The 16277-nt window shown below is 68.7% G+C and carries 16 protein-coding genes, 1 tRNA gene and 4 pseudogenes; 10 read left to right on the top strand and 11 right to left on the bottom strand.

The window, feature by feature from the left end:
* Positions 1-21: 21 nt before the first annotated feature.
* On the bottom strand, positions 22-801 hold the full coding sequence (locus tag HED23_RS16015) for a hypothetical protein (protein WP_203184072.1): 780 nt from the start codon (positions 799-801) through the stop codon (positions 22-24).
* A 712-nt stretch (positions 802-1513) separates the two neighbouring features.
* Between HED23_RS16015 and HED23_RS16010 the strand changes: the two genes are divergently transcribed.
* Positions 1514-1585, top strand: a tRNA-Gln gene (locus tag HED23_RS16010).
* Positions 1586-1588: 3 nt separating this feature from the next.
* Positions 1589-3890: pseudogene (locus tag HED23_RS16005) on the top strand (hypothetical protein).
* Between the two features lie 447 nt (positions 3891-4337).
* Here the strand turns inward: HED23_RS16005 and HED23_RS36090 are convergent.
* Positions 4338-4481: pseudogene (locus tag HED23_RS36090) on the bottom strand (IS630 family transposase); the annotation flags it as partial.
* Between the two features lie 190 nt (positions 4482-4671).
* Here HED23_RS36090 and HED23_RS15995 point away from each other — a divergent pair.
* The 3 genes from HED23_RS15995 (at position 4672) to HED23_RS15985 (ending at position 7918) form a co-directional block, all read left to right on the top strand.
* Entirely contained in the window at positions 4672-5259 is a 588-nt protein-coding gene (locus tag HED23_RS15995; RefSeq protein ID WP_203184071.1) for an SMI1/KNR4 family protein, read from the top strand.
* Positions 5260-5342: 83 nt separating this feature from the next.
* Entirely contained in the window at positions 5343-6188 is an 846-nt protein-coding gene (locus tag HED23_RS15990) for a DUF6461 domain-containing protein (protein WP_238441984.1), read from the top strand.
* A 965-nt stretch (positions 6189-7153) separates the two neighbouring features.
* Positions 7154-7918 (top strand): hypothetical protein, encoded by a 765-nt coding sequence (locus tag HED23_RS15985; protein WP_203184070.1) that lies wholly within the window; start codon positions 7154-7156, stop codon positions 7916-7918.
* Between the two features lie 537 nt (positions 7919-8455).
* Here HED23_RS15985 and HED23_RS15980 read toward each other — a convergent pair.
* Together HED23_RS15980 and HED23_RS15975 are read right to left on the bottom strand one after the other, a co-directional pair.
* Positions 8456-8923 (bottom strand): ArsI/CadI family heavy metal resistance metalloenzyme, encoded by a 468-nt coding sequence (locus HED23_RS15980; RefSeq protein WP_203184069.1) that lies wholly within the window; start codon positions 8921-8923, stop codon positions 8456-8458.
* A 59-nt stretch (positions 8924-8982) separates the two neighbouring features.
* Complete coding sequence (locus HED23_RS15975; RefSeq protein WP_203184068.1) at positions 8983-10389, bottom strand: NAD(P)-binding domain-containing protein; 1407 nt, start codon at positions 10387-10389, stop codon at positions 8983-8985.
* 50 nt (positions 10390-10439) lie between these two features.
* Between HED23_RS15975 and HED23_RS35165 the strand changes: the two genes are divergently transcribed.
* The 3 genes from HED23_RS35165 (at position 10440) to HED23_RS15965 (ending at position 11911) form a co-directional block, all read left to right on the top strand.
* Entirely contained in the window at positions 10440-10955 is a 516-nt protein-coding gene (locus HED23_RS35165; protein ID WP_238441983.1) for an FAD-dependent oxidoreductase, read from the top strand.
* Positions 10882-11352 (top strand): hypothetical protein, encoded by a 471-nt coding sequence (locus tag HED23_RS35160; protein WP_238441982.1) that lies wholly within the window; start codon positions 10882-10884, stop codon positions 11350-11352. Before HED23_RS35165 ends, HED23_RS35160 begins: the two co-directional genes overlap by 74 nt.
* Before the next feature lie 184 nt (positions 11353-11536).
* On the top strand, positions 11537-11911 hold the full coding sequence (locus HED23_RS15965; protein ID WP_203184067.1) for an ArsR/SmtB family transcription factor: 375 nt from the start codon (positions 11537-11539) through the stop codon (positions 11909-11911).
* A gap of 137 nt (positions 11912-12048) precedes the next feature.
* Here the strand turns inward: HED23_RS15965 and HED23_RS15960 are convergent.
* From HED23_RS15960 to HED23_RS15950, 3 genes and pseudogenes are all read right to left on the bottom strand, one after another.
* A pseudogene (locus tag HED23_RS15960) lies at positions 12049-12498 on the bottom strand (NAD(P)-binding domain-containing protein); the annotation flags it as partial.
* Complete coding sequence (gene arsB, locus HED23_RS15955) at positions 12495-13607, bottom strand: ACR3 family arsenite efflux transporter (protein WP_203184066.1); 1113 nt, start codon at positions 13605-13607, stop codon at positions 12495-12497. The pseudogene HED23_RS15960 and the gene arsB, both read right to left, overlap by 4 nt.
* Positions 13604-13912, bottom strand: a complete 309-nt coding sequence (locus HED23_RS15950; RefSeq protein WP_203184065.1) for an ArsR/SmtB family transcription factor — start codon at positions 13910-13912, stop codon at positions 13604-13606. The genes arsB and HED23_RS15950 overlap by 4 nt, the downstream gene beginning before the upstream one ends.
* A gap of 95 nt (positions 13913-14007) precedes the next feature.
* Between HED23_RS15950 and HED23_RS15945 the strand changes: the two genes are divergently transcribed.
* Entirely contained in the window at positions 14008-14421 is a 414-nt protein-coding gene (locus HED23_RS15945) for an arsenate reductase ArsC (RefSeq protein ID WP_203187509.1), read from the top strand.
* A pseudogene (locus HED23_RS35150) lies at positions 14418-14568 on the top strand (FAD-dependent oxidoreductase); the annotation flags it as partial. The gene HED23_RS15945 and the pseudogene HED23_RS35150, both read left to right, overlap by 4 nt.
* Before the next feature lie 188 nt (positions 14569-14756).
* Here HED23_RS35150 and HED23_RS15940 read toward each other — a convergent pair.
* The 4 genes from HED23_RS15940 to HED23_RS15925 form a co-directional block, all read right to left on the bottom strand.
* A complete protein-coding gene (locus tag HED23_RS15940) occupies positions 14757-15179 on the bottom strand; it encodes a DUF6221 family protein (protein ID WP_203184064.1) in 423 nt (140 codons plus the stop codon).
* Complete coding sequence (locus HED23_RS15935) at positions 15176-15502, bottom strand: DUF6221 family protein (RefSeq protein ID WP_203184063.1); 327 nt, start codon at positions 15500-15502, stop codon at positions 15176-15178. Before HED23_RS15935 ends, HED23_RS15940 begins: the two co-directional genes overlap by 4 nt.
* Positions 15499-15804 (bottom strand): hypothetical protein, encoded by a 306-nt coding sequence (locus HED23_RS15930; protein WP_203184062.1) that lies wholly within the window; start codon positions 15802-15804, stop codon positions 15499-15501. Before HED23_RS15930 ends, HED23_RS15935 begins: the two co-directional genes overlap by 4 nt.
* Positions 15805-15898: 94 nt before the next feature.
* Positions 15899-16210 carry a hypothetical protein gene (locus tag HED23_RS15925; RefSeq protein ID WP_203184061.1) on the bottom strand — a complete coding sequence of 104 codons (312 nt, stop codon included), beginning with the start codon at positions 16208-16210 and terminating at the stop codon, positions 15899-15901.
* Positions 16211-16277: the final 67 nt, after the last annotated feature.

Genomic DNA, 16277 nt, shown 5'->3' with positions numbered 1-16277 from the left:
CGGAAACTCCTGCAGCCCCGCTCAGCCGTCCGAACCGGTCTCTGTCGCTTCGCGTGCCGCGGTGAGGGCTCGCTGCCTGACTTCGCCGGACAACTGGATCGTGGTGGCGGCCAGGACGTCGTCCCTGCTGATGGTCCGCCCGTCTCCCGTGCGGGTGGACAGGGCCGGGACCGGCGCCGGCACGGACGTGCGCATATCAGCCGGTTCGCCCGGCGTCATCAGGGTTACCGTGCCGAACCGGTTGATCCCGCCCTCCCGGACGACCATGGCCGCGTCCCGGGCGAGGTCCGTCAGGAAAACGCTCGCAAGCCCGTCCAAATCGCGAACCATCGCCGGGACGGCTGCCGTACCCCGGTTGCGCAGCAGCCTCCTGACCCCGGCCTCGAACCTGTGGGCGCCCACCACGGCACTCGGCTTGCGTGACCTGCTGCGCTTGGGAGCGTGTACGACGGCACCCTCGGCGTCGAGCAGGACGCCGGTCAGCCCCTTGAACGTAGGACTGTGGTGGTACCAACTGTCTCCTACCTCCAGCTCGACGTTCCGGCCGATGGCTGTCACAAGGTCGGTGGGAAGCAGCTTCTTCCGGGGCTCCTCCTCCGCCGCTCGCAGCGCGCCGTCAATGATGTCCGTCAGCACTGTCCGCGTCACCGAAGCGGCGGCCCGGGCGGCCGACCGCGAGACGTGCAGCGGGGTGACGTCCCTGAACACCGCCTTGACGAGAGAAAGCTTGAACGATGGAACGTCCATTCCCGCGGCGGACGCGGAACGGGTGCGCTCGGGACGTATGGGCTTTGCGGGCATCGGAAAGGACGCTCCCTGCTGTCGGTAGGCACCATGGGCCCGCTTCACCGCGCGGACCCGCTGGCTTGCATCATCCTCCGTCGATGTCGCACCTCCATCAAAGGCCTCACGGGCGCCGCTCCGCTGGTCGGCCGGCAGCTGATGTGACGGAGACCGACCGTCAGCAAGCCTGGCCGGGCGTGAAGCACGGGACCAGGAGGACGACCAGGCCGTGCCCGAGCAGAAGGCCACCGACTGGTTCTCACGTCTGCGCGGCTGACGCGGGCAAGACGCCGGCGGCGTGGGTGAGCCCAAGGACACCCTGGGCACGCCGCGCCGATAGTGGCAGCGCGGCGATGGGCACAAGTACCGGGCCCGAGCCCACCTGTAAGACCTTGTCCGCGCGGGTCGGCCTCCCGCCGAACTCTCCGGATGCCGCAGAAGGCTTCTACCGCTTGGTCGATGCCGTCTACGAACGACACGGTCTGGCCGTCAACGGCAGCCTTCACCCGGCCAAGGGCCAGCCACCGCCTCAACGAGGCCACCACCGAACTTGGTGTCGTTCCCCTGAACTGACGTCACTCACTGGGGAAAAACGCTGTCCGTCAGAGGACCGCAGATGTCCACCAGCGGGAAGGGGGGGGAAAGGGGGAGCTGTCCTTTGACGCATTTGCCATGCCCCGAAGAAAAGCCGGTTGTGGGGTGATCACCCGACGCCTAACGTTGCCGGCATCGGCGTGTAGCTCAGCAGTAGAGCACCGGGCTCTGGACCCGGAGGGCGCAGGGGCGGAACCTGCCACGTCGGCTTATGAACGACAACGCTGAGCAGCAGCCTCTTATCGCGGGCCGGTTCTATCCGGAGGGCCAGTTGGCCAAAGCCTTCGTAACCGCGTTGACCCATGAGAATGCCGGTACCCGGCGTCGTGCCGAGGTGCGTGGCCAGCGATGGCAGGAGGTTCTGGCGGCCATCGCCTCAGGCCGGCTGGCGGTCGGTTCGCGTACGCCCGTAGCCGGGCTCCCGTCGTGGGTGACTCCTGAGGTGATGCGGGGCGGCTTCGCCACTGGGACCGCGAGTGCGGGCGGCCCACTCCAAGCCCACGAGACGGCAGCCGCACGAAGTTTCGGGGTTTCCCGCTGAGCGGCGTGCGCTCTTCGCCTTCTGCCTCACCGAGCCGGGGCTGGCCTGGTTGTGGACCCGGTTGGACAGCGGCCGCTACGGGATCGGTGTGCCCGAGGAGGCCGCGCTGCTCACCATGGCCTGGCTGGTGAGCCATGGCCGGACCAGCACGGCGCTCGACCTCGTGGCCGAGCTGGAACCGTTCGCCGACCGGCTGAGGTTCCTGCCCCGCCCGGCTGACGGGCCCTCACCAGAAGCCACCGCGGCCGTCCACCGGCACACCGCCTCCGATGCTGTCGACACCCTGATGCGGCGACGGCCCAACGCGGCCGTCGACACCCAGGGCGAGGCACTCACCGTGTGGCAGCCGTTCGGCGACGAGCTGCTCGCCCACTGGCTGCGGACCGAGCGGGACGGCCAGGTCCTCGGGCTCGTCCCGGACGCCGACTGGCGAGCGCAGGGCGAGGTTCTGCTCGGCCGATACCGACTGCTCGCCGCGGAACACACCCTGTGCACCAAACACAGCGACCCCAAGGAGAACCTGGGCATTCTGCGAGGGGCGTTGGAGGAGGCCGTCGCCGGGCGGCCGCTGGAGGCGCGCCGGCTCGGTCTGCTGCGGCACGCGGTGCAGTCCATGGTGCGGCGGCGCGGTGTGCCCGGCTCGACCGCGCACATGGCGCTGCGCCGGTGCCAGGCCGAGCAGGCGGAGCTCCCTTCCCATCACGCCCTGGCCCAGCTGATGCTGCGCCGGCTCGCCGTACTCCCGCTGGAGACGGGCATCACCGACGTCGCCCCGCTCCTGGGCCCGGTGGCCGAGGACGAGGGCCGGGAGACCGGCCTGCCAGTCGGAGCCGTCATACCGGTCACGATTGGCCAGGTGGTCGAGTTTGCGCTGAGTGCCCCGCTCGGCACGCTCATGGAGCGGGGTGTCGTCCCGTCCGCCGAGGTCATGGCCGAGCTGGTGCCGCAGTTGGTCGCCGCCACCACCGCACACGCGTACGGCGACTCAACCCTTCGGGCTGTGATGGCCGCGAACTACCGGGCATTCCGCAACCGCCGCTCACTGCTCCTGCTCAATCTGGAACGGCAGGTGCGCGTCGAGGAGCTGCCCTGGGTCAGAGCGGTGTCGGAGCAGCGATCTGCGGCATCGGGCACGTCGGACGATGAAGGTGCGCTGTCTGTGCTTCGGGAGCTTGGGGAGCTTGCTGTGCAGGCCTTCCCGGGTACGCTCCTGCCCAACCCGCTGGTTCGCGAGTTCGGGGTTCTTGACCGTCAGTGCGACCTTGGGGCCCCGTTCGTGGAGGAGCTGGCTGCAGACATCTTCATGGGCACGTTCAGCCCGAAGTTCCTCAAGGCGGCGCGGGACGCGGGTGAACTGCTCGGCGGCACGCTGTACGAGCGTTACTACGGCATCGACTACGCGGCGATCCGTAATCTGGCGATCGTCGAGACCGGCGAGGCCCTGACCCGTTCGACCAGTGTCCGAACCTCCCCTGGATTCGCGCGGCTGTGCGCCGAGCGAGCTGGGTCGCCCTCGCGGCCCTGGTCGGTCCCGGCGAACGGGACGGTGATCGAACAAGCGCAGATCCTCACCACGCACAACCTGGCCACGCTGGTGAACCGGGTGGGCATCGCCCCCCGTCCCGGCTGGGCCGACCTGGCACAGCGCTGCTTCGTGACCGTGTGCCGGCTGACCGCCCGTGTGCATCACAATCCGCGTCCGTCGGGCACGATCAAGGACGCTGCATACGCGTGGCGCCAGATGGTGTTCCATCTGTCCCTGTGCCCACCGCAGGAGCAGCGCCGGGTTGTCGCAGGTCTGAAGGAGGAGACGGCCCGCCATCCGGCCCACGTCGCCACCCGGCTTGCCCCCGTCCTGGCGGGCCTGGTCCTGGTCGCTGGGGGTGGCACCTTCGACAACGACGGAACGGCAGACGCCGGACGCTCCCGCCGCTTTGTGGGATGGAGCACCGACGGGCACTGGATGCGGTGAGGGTAAGGACCCCGGGCGGGGCCGGTGTAGTCAGCGGCTCATCCATCGGAAGTTGGACAGGACTGTCGCGCTGCTCGTCGATCTGGGTGGCGAAAAAGCGGATAGGGATGATGACGCGCTGGTCCTGTATGGCCGCCTGCCGATGGGCCCGCGTCCGGACCGAGTGCAGTTCCGGACGGACCGGCTCAGGCTGTCCCGGCTGTTCTTGCTGGAGCAGAGGTGACGGATCTCGGCAACGGGCTGAGTACGGTCCGCTGGTACTGATGAACTGGCAGGTTCGCGGAGCTATAGGACGAGAGCTGTGCGGGGCCGGGCGAAGGCCGATACCGACTCGGCGACAGTGACCCCGAACCTCGACCTCGGCACCACCGGAAAGCTCGGGGGCCAGACCTTGGGAGAAGGCGGCGCGCTGAGCGGACCAGTCCGTCGCTGAGCATGGCCGACCGCCGGCCTTGAGCAACACAGCGCGGCGAAGTGGTCCGGCGGTGGGGCCTGGCACGCACGCGGATGACGGTGGTATGTCCGCGCCGGCTCCAGGTACGGGCAAGAGGCGGCGTCATCGAGAAGCCCGGCCTCGTCCTCGAAAACGGTCCGGGTCGTCTCCGAAGCCGCGCTTCCCTGCCCTGGAACTTCGGCGTCGTCGAAGGACACGACAACCGGATCAAGATGCTCAAGCGCCAGATGCTCGGCCGTGCCGGCTTCGCCCACCTGCGGAAGAGTGGTCAGCTGGCCAACTGACCACCGCCACCCCTAGGGTGACGGGGACGAGAGAAGACGCACAATGGATCCCCGCATTCCCCGTCTGCGTCGGAAGCTGGCCGCGATCCCATTCCAACCACTGCGCAGTCACTCCTTCGGGGAAGAGCAACACAAGTTCTGCCTCGGTCCGAAGCTGGCGCAAGCACGCGCCGCTGCGTTCGAGACCGAGCACGACATCGTCCTTCCCGACGCCTACCGGCAGTTCCTCACACACATAGGCGGCTCAGGAGCGGCGCCGTTCTACGGCCTCAAGCCGCTGGAGCGGTGTTCCCTGCTGGTCATGAATCCGCGCGAGGAACCGGGGACACCCCGCGGCTTCGACGGCGCAGAACCCGGGGCCCACGGACGCGACCTCTTCCTCCATGTCATCGAAATGGGCTGCACCGACGTATGCGTCATCGCGGTGACCGGTCCCCTCACCGGCCGCGCCCTCATCGGCAACAGCGATGGGTTCTGGGGTCCCAACGTCTCCTCCGCCACCGACTTCCTCGACTGGTACGAACGCTGGCTCAACCACATGAGCGCCGGACGCGACAACCGGGCCCTGGAACTCACCTCACCTCGACTTCGCGCCCACCCCGGCCGCCATCGCATGGCTCCGCAACTCTGACTCTCCGTAACAGCTGGACGGACAATGTCAGTGAGGCGCCCTAAGGTCACTGCGACGGGTTGAGGACGGAAGGAAAGTGCGCCGTGGGCGACGGGATTCAGTGGATGGTCGGCTCGACGACAAGTTCCGGGTGGATGTTGGATGTGCACTTCGCCCGTGGCATCGACTCAGCGGAACTGGCGCTTCGCATGGGTGCCCCGCTCGGGTCCGGGACGCAGCCGATGACCGATGCCGAGATGGTGAGCCTTGATGTCGACGCTTACCCCGACCGTGGACCGAGCAGCGCAGTAGTGCGCGCCGGCGAACACTCCGGCTGGGCGTTCGCCATCACGTACGGCCCCTACCTCAACCGACTGGACGAAGTCTCACGCGACGGTGTGGAAGCTGTCCACTACCACTACAACTCGGAGCACCCGCCCACCACGGTCCTGTACGCGCGTGATGGGCGTACCGTCTGCGGATTCGGGCTGAGCGAGGAACACCACCGCTATGGCCACGATCCTGATCTGCTCCTCCCCGACCTTGTGGCCGCCGGCATTCTGCGCTCCGACGGAAAGACCTACTGCGATCCCGACATCGACGACTACAACGATCGCGACCGCCGCGGTCTGGCCATCTTCGAGGAACGATTCGGTCTCTCCCTGCCCCGCACCGTACTCACCGAAGACCCCCTTCCTGTGTACGCGATCATGGGTTCACCGGCTCCCGACTTCGAGGCAATCTATGGGTGGGCAGCATCCAACGGCCGGCCTCTCCCCAACGAACGGCTGCGTCTGATCCCAGCCGGACTGCGCAATGACTACGAGCGGACCCGGGGGTGGAACCCACGAGGGCGCCTCCTCACCGGAGACGTCGGCCCGGGCGCCGCCATCGGCCCGTTCCACACCAGCGGGACTCTGCGGGACCCGGCCAAAAATACGGAGCGGTAGGGCCACCACAGCCGAAACGCCGGCTACCCGAGGCCCGTGGCTGAGTGAAATCGAACACTCTCTGATTGGGAGTGCTCCCGAAGTGGGGTTCTCGCTCAACTTCCGTGGCCGTTAGCGCTGGGTTGCTGAGGTCGGCGCGAGGCCCACCGAGGCGCTTGAGGGGCGTCCCGAGACGAAGCGGTCGGGCAGGTTCGCGGACGTGATCATTCGCCACCGGGACGAGTCCTTTGCGAAGCCGTTCTCCGAGCGGTCGGTCGCCCGGGGGGCGCGGGGAATGATCGGCAGGAGTCGAGCGTTCATCGACGTGTGGGTACGGAGGGGACAGTGTCCCCGGGCCTCACCTGTAGCCCATGGGGAAGATCGTTCGGCTGAAACCCTATGGAGCCCTCCGCCGAGAGGCGACCGCCCTCCGCACCCACAGCCCCCATCGGCCCCCGGGTCCGCCGAAGCCCCTCAGCACACCTCCTGGCTCAGCTCGTCCGCCAGCCGGGCATCCTCACCCACGAAGCCCTCGAGGCTCTCCCACAAAACGCCCCCACGTCATACATCCGCGGGCTACTGGTGACGGCAGGGATCCTCACCAGGCGAGACGAGATCTTGGCCCGCCTCGAACGGTGGGTCACACGAACCCTGACCACACCGTCTCCCCACCACGCGAACATGACACGCCCCTTCGCGCAATGGCGCACCGTCCGAGACGCGTGACGACGCCCGGCCCGCGGCCGCTACACCGTCAGCGCCGGTAAAGGCGGCGCCAACAACATCCGCTGCGCCCAACAATTCCTGACCTGGCTCGACACCCACAAGCTCCAGCACAGCACCCTCAGGCAGCCAGACCTCGACCTGTTGACGGCAGCTCACCCAGAACTCTGCCCGTGCGCCCGCCCGCAGATGGTCAGCGCGACCCCCTGCGGGAGGCGGCACGTTCCCGTCTGTGATGATCGCTCCTTGACGAGGAGGACGTGATGGGTGACTGGGAAGAAGGGGCGACGGGCCGGCATCGCCTGAACGGGGTTGGTGTTCGGTTCCGGGCCGGCGATGTGCTGTCGCTGGAATGCCCACTCACCGAGACCACAGTTGCTTCGGTCTCTCGCTTCTACGTGTCCGTACGGTGGCCGTGGAACGATGTCGATCCGGAGGCGCACAGTTTCTGCTGGAACGGCGAGACCGTGCTGCCCACGCCGGAGGCTTTCGACCGGGACCGTACGTACTTCTGTACCGTGCCGGCGGAAACAGAGCTCAACGCCGGCGACACCTGCCTGGTGGGGATCGCGCCGACCGTGGTGCACATCGCGTCCGTCCACCACTTCGATCCGCCCCTGATGACTGGCATGCTGCCCCGCCCCGCCTGCTACCTCGAAATACTGCGGCAGGGCGAGGCCCACGATCCGGAGCTCGAGGACCAGGGATATGCCCTCGACCCGGTCGGCGCTGAACCCATCCGCATCGAGTTGCTGTTCCGTCCCTACGCCTTCCTGGAGGCAGGCGACGAAGTCGTTGACCATGACGGGCGTGCCTGGCTGTTCGACGGCCCCTGGGACTGGCATCCCTTCGACGGCCAGCAGACCACCACTCCGGCTTGGCCACTGGAGCTCCTCTCCCGCAATGGCGATCCGGCCGCCGAGGACACTGCGGCGGTCACCCAGCAGACGCGCACAGGAAGCCACGAAGAGGAGTTTCAGCGTTGGACCCGTCTCGCTCTTGCTGAACCGTCCACCGACCAGCCGTAGGCGAACTAGGACCGGGGCGTTGTGGCATGTGCACGTGCCGATGTCGCGGAATTGCGCACGCTGCAAATACCGACCCTTCACCAGTGCCGGCGCAACACCGCCGGGCGCTGACCGGCGGGATCACCGGATCCCCGGCCCGCCCGGAGCTGCTGGTCCTGGGTCGCTACGACACCGAGGGTGGCTGCGCTCGGTCGGCCGGACCACCCGCTGAAGCTGAATGCAGCGCATGGACCGCGACCGCGTAGCGCCAGCAGCTGGAATTGATGGACCCCGCTGCGCAAGGGCTGAGTCGCCGATGTGGACTTCGCTCCCCGTATCAAGCGCTTCCCCACGCACGCTACGTACGTGAAGGACATCAAGGCCGCCATCAGTTCAGCGCCCCGGGGCTGTCCGGTGCGAACGCTCTCCGTCGAGCGGATGGTGACCGGCATCGCCTCACCCGTCGACAGTTCTGTGTGGCGCACAAGGCGGGGAGTACTGCACGGGGCCGCGACCGGTCCCCTGTTCCGGTCGCGGCCCCGTGGGCATCGAGGTAGGTCACGGGCAGCAGCCACCGGCCTCGGCCGGCACAGGCGGGCCCGCTTCGGTGACAGCCGGGCCTGCGCAACAGGTGCCGCTCTTCTGCTCGACCATCGAGTCGGCGTCCGCCTTGACGACGTAGACCTCCCACGGTTCCTGGCCCGGGCCATGGACCCAGACCTTGTCCTGGAGGGCGTAGCAGCAAGTGGTGTCGGTCTCGACGTCGGTCGCCAACCCTTCGTCCTGGAGGCGGGAGGTGGCGGAGTGGACTTCGTCTGTGGTGTCGACTTCGACGCCGAGGTGGTCCATCCGCGTGTCCGTGTCCGGTGTGCCCTGGACGAGGACCAGCTTGAGCGGTGGGTCGGTGATGGCGAAGTTGGCGTACCCCTCGCGCAGTTTGGCCGGTTCGGTCGCGAAGAGCTTGCTGTAGAAGGCGATCGAGGCTTGGAGGTCGGGGACGCGCAGAGCGAGCTGTATGCGTGACATGACGTTCCTCCTGTCACAGAACGGAAGCGCCCGGCCATGGGTGGCCGGGGCGCGGTGGTTCAGGACCCGCAGCACCCACCGGATGCCGGGATCTCAGCGGCTGCGGCCGGCACGGGGGTGCCGACGCTGATCTGTACGAGAGCGGGTGCCGGAGCGCAGCAGCCGCCTTCGTCGCCCTGCCCGGCTGTCGGGTCGTCGAAGAGTCCGGCGCCGCCGCACACCCCGGTCTCCGGAAGGGTGAGTTCGACACGGTCGGCGGACACGGTGTCGCCGGCGATGGCGGCGGAGACGGAGCGGACCTGCTCGTGACCGGTCATCGCGAGGAAGGTGGGGGCGCGGCCGTAGGACTTCATGCCGACCAGGTAGACGCCCTGTTCGGGGTGGGACAGTTCGCGGTGGCCGTGGGGGTAGACGGTGCCGCAGGAGTGCTGGTTGGGGTCGATCAGCGGTGCCAGTCCTGTCGGTGCCTGTAGGCGCTCGTCGAGTCCCAGGCGCAGCTCGTTCAGGAAGGACAGGTCGGGGCGGAAGCCGGTCAGGGCAATCACCTCGTCGACCGCGTCCAGACGGCGCCCGTCCTCGCCGACCAGGATCAGGCGGCCGTCGGCGTCGCGTTCGATCTTCTCGGTGCGGAAGCCGGTGACGGCGTTCGCGTGGCCCTGGTCGACGGCGGCCTTCGCCGCGAGTCCGAGAGCGCCGCGGGCGGGGAGCTGGTCGGCTTCTCCGCCGCCGAAGGTGGAGCCGGAGATGCCGCGGCGCAGGATCCACACACCCTTCGTTCCCGCGCCGTCGCCGGACCTGGCGAGGTCGGCGAGGTAGGCGAGGGCGGTGAAGGCGGAGGCGCCGGAGCCGATTACGGCGGTGCGCTTGCCGGCGTAGCGGGCGCGGGCGGCCGGGTCCTTCAGGTCCGGGACACGGTAGGTGATCCGGTCGGCGGCGGCCTGCTCGCCGAGGGCGGCAAGGCCGCTTCCGCCGGCCGGGCTGGGCGTGGCCCAGGTGCCGGAGGCGTCGATGACGGAGCGGGCGAAGACGCGCTCCTCCCGGCCGTCGGCGTGGGTGAAGTGAACGACGAACGGCTGCTGCTCGCGGTCGGCGTCAACGATGCGGTCGCGGCCGGTGCGCGAGACGCCGGTGACCGTCGCATCGAGACGGACGCGGTCGCCGAGGACGTCGGCGAGCGGCTGCAGGTACTGCTCGGCCCAGTCGCCACCGGAGGGGTAGGTGGCCGGGTCGGGCCGGGTCCAGCCGGCTGACGCCAGCAGCTTCTCGGCGGCCGGGTCGACGACCTCACCCCAGGTGGAGAACAGGCGTACGTGAGCCCACTCGCGCACCGCGGCGCCTGCCCTGTGGCCGGCTTCCAGGATCAGGGGCTCGATGCCCTGGTCGAGAAGGTGTGCGGCGGCGGCCAGACCGGCGGGTCCGGCACCGATCACGACGACGGGCAGCTCGGTTGTGGCGGGCGCGTTCACGACGACTCCTTGCGTGTTTCGATATCTGTCGATGGCTTGCGTGACCCAGCATGGCACCTGTATTGATGAACGTCAACATAGACGTTTATCGAAACTGGGTGCTGATGGAGTACGTCGACGTCGCTGTGATCGGCGGTGGCCAGTCCGGACTCGCCGCCGCCCACGCGCTCCTGCGCCATGGGCTGCGGCCGGTGGTGCTGGAGGCATCCGACCGCACAGCCGGGTCGTGGCCGCGCTACTACGACAGCCTCACGCTGTTCTCGCCCGCCCGGTACAGCTCCCTGCCGGGGATACCGTTCCCCGGCGCCGACCGCGACCGCCACCCGCCCCGCGACGAGGTCGTCGCCTACCTCGCCGCCTACGCCGGCCGCCTGGACGCCGATATCCGTACCGGCCGGCGCGTCAACTCCGTACGCCGGACCGGATCCGCGTACGAGGTGCTCCTCGAAGGCGGCGGCCGGCGCTGCCGGGCCTGGGGGAGTCGCCGGCCAGGTGCTTCACGCCGCCGAATACCGCAGCCCAGCTCCGTTTGCCGGCCGCCGGGTGGCAGTGGTCGGGGTCGGTAACTCCGCGGTGCAGATCGCCACCGAGCTCGCCGGCTCCGCACGCGTCACGCTCAGTACCCGCCTGCCGGTGAAATTCGCCGCCCAGCGCATCCTCGGCCGTGATCCGCACTTCTGGTTGAGCGCACCGGCCTGGACACTGCCCCCTCGGCCGGCTCCTCGGCAGCCCGCCGACGCAGCCGGTTCTCGACGACGGCCGCCACCGGGCCGCCCTGGCCGCAGGACGACCCGTGCGGCGACCGATGTTCGCCGGCGCCGACGGAGTCAAGCTCATCTGGCCGGACGGGGAGCGGGAGGAGATGGACGCGATCGTGCTCGCCACCGGCTACGGCCCCGACCTGCCCTACCTCACCGGCCTCGACGGTGCCCTGGACGGCGATGGGAGCCCTCGGCGCCATGAGGGCCTCGCCATCGGTGTGCTGGGGCTGGCGTTCGCCGGGCTGGAGTGGCGGCGCAGCCTGTCGTCGAACTCGCCGCGCGGGGTCGGCCGGGACGCGGAGCGCGTCGCCCGGCGCCTGGCTTCCCATGTCGCGCGCCAGTGACGGCCCTCCCTGTCCTGGTTCGACGTATGTCAACATAGACGTATGTCGAATGCCAAGGTGCTGCCGCTGCTCGAGCCCGCTGACGGTCAGGGTGTGACGCCGTGCTGCCCGCCGCTGACCGAGCGCCCGATGACGGCCGCAGAGGCCGACACTGCCGCGCGAATGTTCAAGGCGCTCGGTGATCCGGTGCGGCTGCGGCTGTTCTCCGCCGTGGCCTCGCACGAGGGCGGGGAGGCGTGCGTGTGCGACATCTCCGACGTCGGCGTCTCCCAGCCCACCGTGTCCCACCACCTGAAGAAGCTGAAGGAGGCCGGGCTGCTCACCTCCGAGCGGCGAGGCACCTGGGTGTACTACCGGGTCGAGCCGTCGGTGCTCGCCGCGATGGGCCAGCTGTTGGCCCTGCCGAACGTGGCCTGACGACCGGGCGGGCAGAGGGGAAAGCGGTGGGCGGGGTGCTGGTTGCGGGGCACGCCGAGCAACTGCTGGCGATCTGGCAGGCAGGCTTGACGAGGGCGACACCACCTTCGAGACCGGTCCACCGTCGTGGGACGTGTTCGACGCCGCGAAATTGCCCGAGCACCGCTTCGCCGCGCCAGGAAGGGCCGCGACCAGGTGCCGGTGGCACTGATGACCGCCTTCGCCCGCCAGGTGCCGGAGTCGGTCTCGGCCAGGAGCCGGTCGCCGTCGCGGTGTACGGCGTCCACGCGGGTGCCGTGCTGGACGGGCAGGTCGTAGCGCTTCTCGTAGTCGGAGAGGTGGTCCACCACGTGTCCGGCATCCGGGTAGGTCGCGCCGGCTTGGGAGGGCATGAGCCGTCCGGGCAGCGAAGAGTGCTCCGCGGGGGAGAACAGGTGCAGTGAGTTCCACATGTTCTGCCAGGACCCGCCCGGCGCCGTGCCGGCGTCCAGGATGACGTTTTCGAGGCCCCGGCGGCGCAGGTGGTAGCCGGCGGCGAGTCCAGCTCGGCCGCCGCCGACCACCACCACACCCACATGCTGCGTCACGGGGCCGTGGTCACCGCGTCGGGGGCGAACTTCTTGCGCCAGGCGAGCGCGACGTACACCAGGCCGATCAGTACGGGGACTTCGATGAGCGGTCCGACGACGCCGGACAGGGCCTGTCCGGAGGTGACGCCGAAGGTGGCGATGGCGACGGCGATGGCCAGCTCGAAGTTGTTGCCCGCAGCCGTGAACGCCAGGGTCGTGGTCCGGTCATAGGCCAGGCCGAGGCGCTTGCCGAGAAGGAACGTGCCGAAGAACATGATCGCGAAGTAGACCAGCAGCGGCAGGGCGATCCGTACGACGTCCAGCGGCTGCGAGGTGATGGTCTTGCCCTGCAGAGCGAAGAGAATGACGATCGTGAACAGCAGCCCGTACAGGGCCCAGGGTCCGATCTTCGGCAGGAACTTCGCCTCGTAGCCGCTGCGGCCCATCTTCCGTTCGCCGATGCGGCGGGTGAGGAATCCGGCGAGCAGCGGGATGCCGAGGAAGATGACGACGTTCAGGGCGATGTGCCAGACGGACACGTCCAGGCCCTGGCCGTCGCCGAGGTTCATCCAGCGTGGCAGCAGGTCGAGGTAGAACCAGCCGAGCAGACCGAAGGCGATGACCTGGAAGACCGAGTTGAGGGCGACGAGGACGGCGGCTGCTTCGCGGTCGCCGCAGGCGAGGTCGTTCCAGATGATGACCATGGCGATGCAGCGGGCCAGGCCGACGATGATCAGGCCGGTGCGGTACTCGGGCAGATCCGGCAGGAAGATCCACGCCAGGGCGAACATCACCGCCGGTCCGACGATCCAGTTGATGACCAGCGAGGAGATCAGCAGCTTGCGGTCACTGGTGACGCGGTCGAGCCGGTCGTAGCGGACCTTTGCGAGGACCGGGTACATCATGACCAGCAGGCCGAGCGCGATCGGCAGGGAGATCCCGCCGATCTCGATTCTTGCCAGCGCGTCGTTCATTCCCGGGACGAGGCGGCCGAGGCCGAGGCCGACGGCCATGGCGAGCAGGATCCACACCGCGAGGTAGCGGTCGAGGGTGGAGAGCTTCTTGACGATCGAGTCGTCCCCATCGCCGACCGGAGCGGGGGAGGTGATGGGCTCGGTGGAGCTCACGGGCAGGCCCTCTTGTTCTCGGCAGCGGTCCGGGCGGAGTCGGCCAGTGCCGCGAACTGCTCGGAGAGCCCGGCCAGGACCTCGGGCTTGAGCTTGTAGTAGGTGAAGCGCCCGCAGGGCTCGGTCTCCACCACGCCCGCCTCGCGCAGGACCTTCATGTGGTTGGACAGGTTGGTCTGCTTCGCTCCGGTCTCCTCGACCAGGTGAGTCGTGCAGAGCGTCTCGCGCGCCAGCAGGGTCACGATCCTGAGGCGGAGCGGATCGCCCAGCACCCGGATCACATCAGGATCGACTGAAGTCAGCATGCGCTGATACTCTCACATCATCGCTCGCTGTTACCAGCGGGGGTTGAAGTCATCGGCGGCTGGGTTCCGCCATGCGACGAGAGAGAACGATCACCATGGCCGACAAGCCGTCCGTCCTGTTCGTCTGTGTCCACAACGCCGGCCGCTCACAGATGGCCGCCGCGTGGCTGAGCCACCTGGCCGGCGACCGAGTCGAGGTGCGTTCCGCAGGATCCGACCCCGGCGACCAGGTCAACCCGGCCGCCGTCGAGGCCATGGCCGAAGTCGGCATCGACATCTCCGCCGAAACCCCGAAGGTCCTCACCGTCGACGCGGTCCGCGAGTCGGACGTCTGCATCACGATGGGCTGCGGCGACACCTGCCCCGTCTTCCCCGGTAAGCGCTACCTCGACTGGACTCTCGAGGACCCGGCCGGTCAGGGCGTCGAGGCGGTCCGCCCGATCCGCGACGAGATCAAGACCCTGATCGAGGGCCTGATCGCTGAACTCGCCCCGGAGCAGACGGCGTGAGCGCGATACGCGACGTCGTCACCATCGGATCCGGCCCCGCCGGATACACCCGCTGCCCTCTACGCCGCCCGCGCCCAGCTCAGGCCTCTGATCCTCGGTAGCAGCATCTTCGTCGGTGGCTCGCTGGCCACCACGACCGAGGTCGAGAAACCGGTGCCCGCGCCTCCGTCCAAGGGCCCTGCTGACGTACGACTACCGCAGCCTTGGCGCCTTTTGCTCCGGCGATCAATGGTTCACGAATCTGTGGATTCAGCCCGGAGCTGTCGGTGCTCCTTCCGTACGCGGAGTCCGCAACGACCCCCGTGCCAGTGGCGCGGGGATCGCGGCGACTGTGCCTATGGGCGCCACTCGGACTGATAGTCCGGGTGGTCGGCATGCGCCTGCGCGAGGTGCCGCACTGCCATGTCGACGGCCATGCGTTGCATGCTGGCCGCGTAGCGGTTGAACGCGTCCGGAGGCCCTTCACTCCTCTCGGGCGCCGTGTAGTGCTTCAGCAGGCCCCGTGTCGCCTCAACATGACGTAACACCCGTGCCGGGTCGTGCAGGGCGATGTGCTTGGCGCGGGCGGCGTCCTCGTCGGACCCGCCGACTTCCGGGCCAGCAGTGATTGGAGGTGGGGCGTCGTCATCCAGAGAGGCAGCGGAGTAGACGCCCGTCCCCAATGCCTGCCAGGCCTCACTCGTGCCGCCGGCGGCAACAGCGGCTGTCTCCTGCTCGTCGAGACGGGCTTGGAGGAAGGCCACCAAGGCAGCGGTCATGTGTGGCTCCCGGGCTGGTCGGCGGGTTCCTTGTCGTGCGGGTAGTCCCGGTGCTCGACGTAGGGCGCGGCAAGCAGCCGAAGCTGAAATTCGGCGTTCAGGCCGCCCGGCCCCGCGGTTCCCAGGTACGGCACCACGGTGTCGTCAAGCAGCGCGAGGCGCGCTTCGGCGGCGGCGACGGAGAAGCGGGCGTGCCTGGCGGCGTCCTCGGGCTCAACGCCGAAGCGTTCGGGCTGCGCGACCACCACGTCGCCGGCGAAGCGGGCCTTCTCCAGCTCCTCGTTGAAACGAGCCTGGACAAAGGCCACCAGGGCGGCGGTCATACGGAGCTCCCTGAAGCGTTGAGCCCGGCCCTCACCTGGCTGACCCGCTCCATGCAGACGGTGACCTCGATGTCGGGGTCGGCGTGGATCCGCCGGCAGGAGCCGTCCTCAAGCGGCGGGATCTGGATTTCGTCCCATGAGGGCGGCCCAATGAGCGGGGTGAGCGCCTTGATGCGTTCGTCGGTGTGGTCGTACTCAATGGACCACTGGTTCCTGATAGCGCTCCGGGCCTCGTGCGGGTCGCCCCGCAGGTGGCCCAGCTCTTCAGGGGCGACCTGCTTGAGGTGGTCGGTCTCGATCATGCAGGACTCCTGGTCGGTCGTTCGTTCTCTTCGACTGTCACGGCTCGTTGCCTTTGGCAGCAAGGGTGGCCCTTGTACTGCGTGGCGAGCAACTTCAGTGTGTGACGCGCCCGACCCGCTCGGAGAGAAGGACTGGGTCCACCGGCTCCCCGGGCCGCCCGAGTTCGGCTAGGAACACCTCGGCCTGGCGGACGAACAGGTGGGCCTCGTGGCTGGCCGAGAGTGCCCGGGCCTTCTCCGCCGCGGCCCGGACGACGCCGACCGGTTCGTCACGGGCGCGCAGCAGCCGTGCCCGCAGCAGGAGGAGCAGGCCCTCCGCGTACCTTTGGCCACTGGCGTCTAGGAAGTGGTCGGCCCGGTCGAGTGCATCGACTGCCTCGTCCAGTGCTCCGGCCGCCAGCCACATCTCACCGAGCTTGTCGTGTCGCCGAAGCCCGCCGTATTGAGATTCGGGAACAGCCGCCCGAAACCCA

Origin of the sequence: Streptomyces pratensis (assembly GCF_016804005.1) — a bacterium.
In the GTDB taxonomy this organism is placed as follows: domain Bacteria; phylum Actinomycetota; class Actinomycetes; order Streptomycetales; family Streptomycetaceae; genus Streptomyces; species Streptomyces pratensis_A.
The sequence above is the reverse complement of the archived record's forward strand: the minus strand, read 5'-3'. Positions and strand labels throughout refer to the sequence as shown.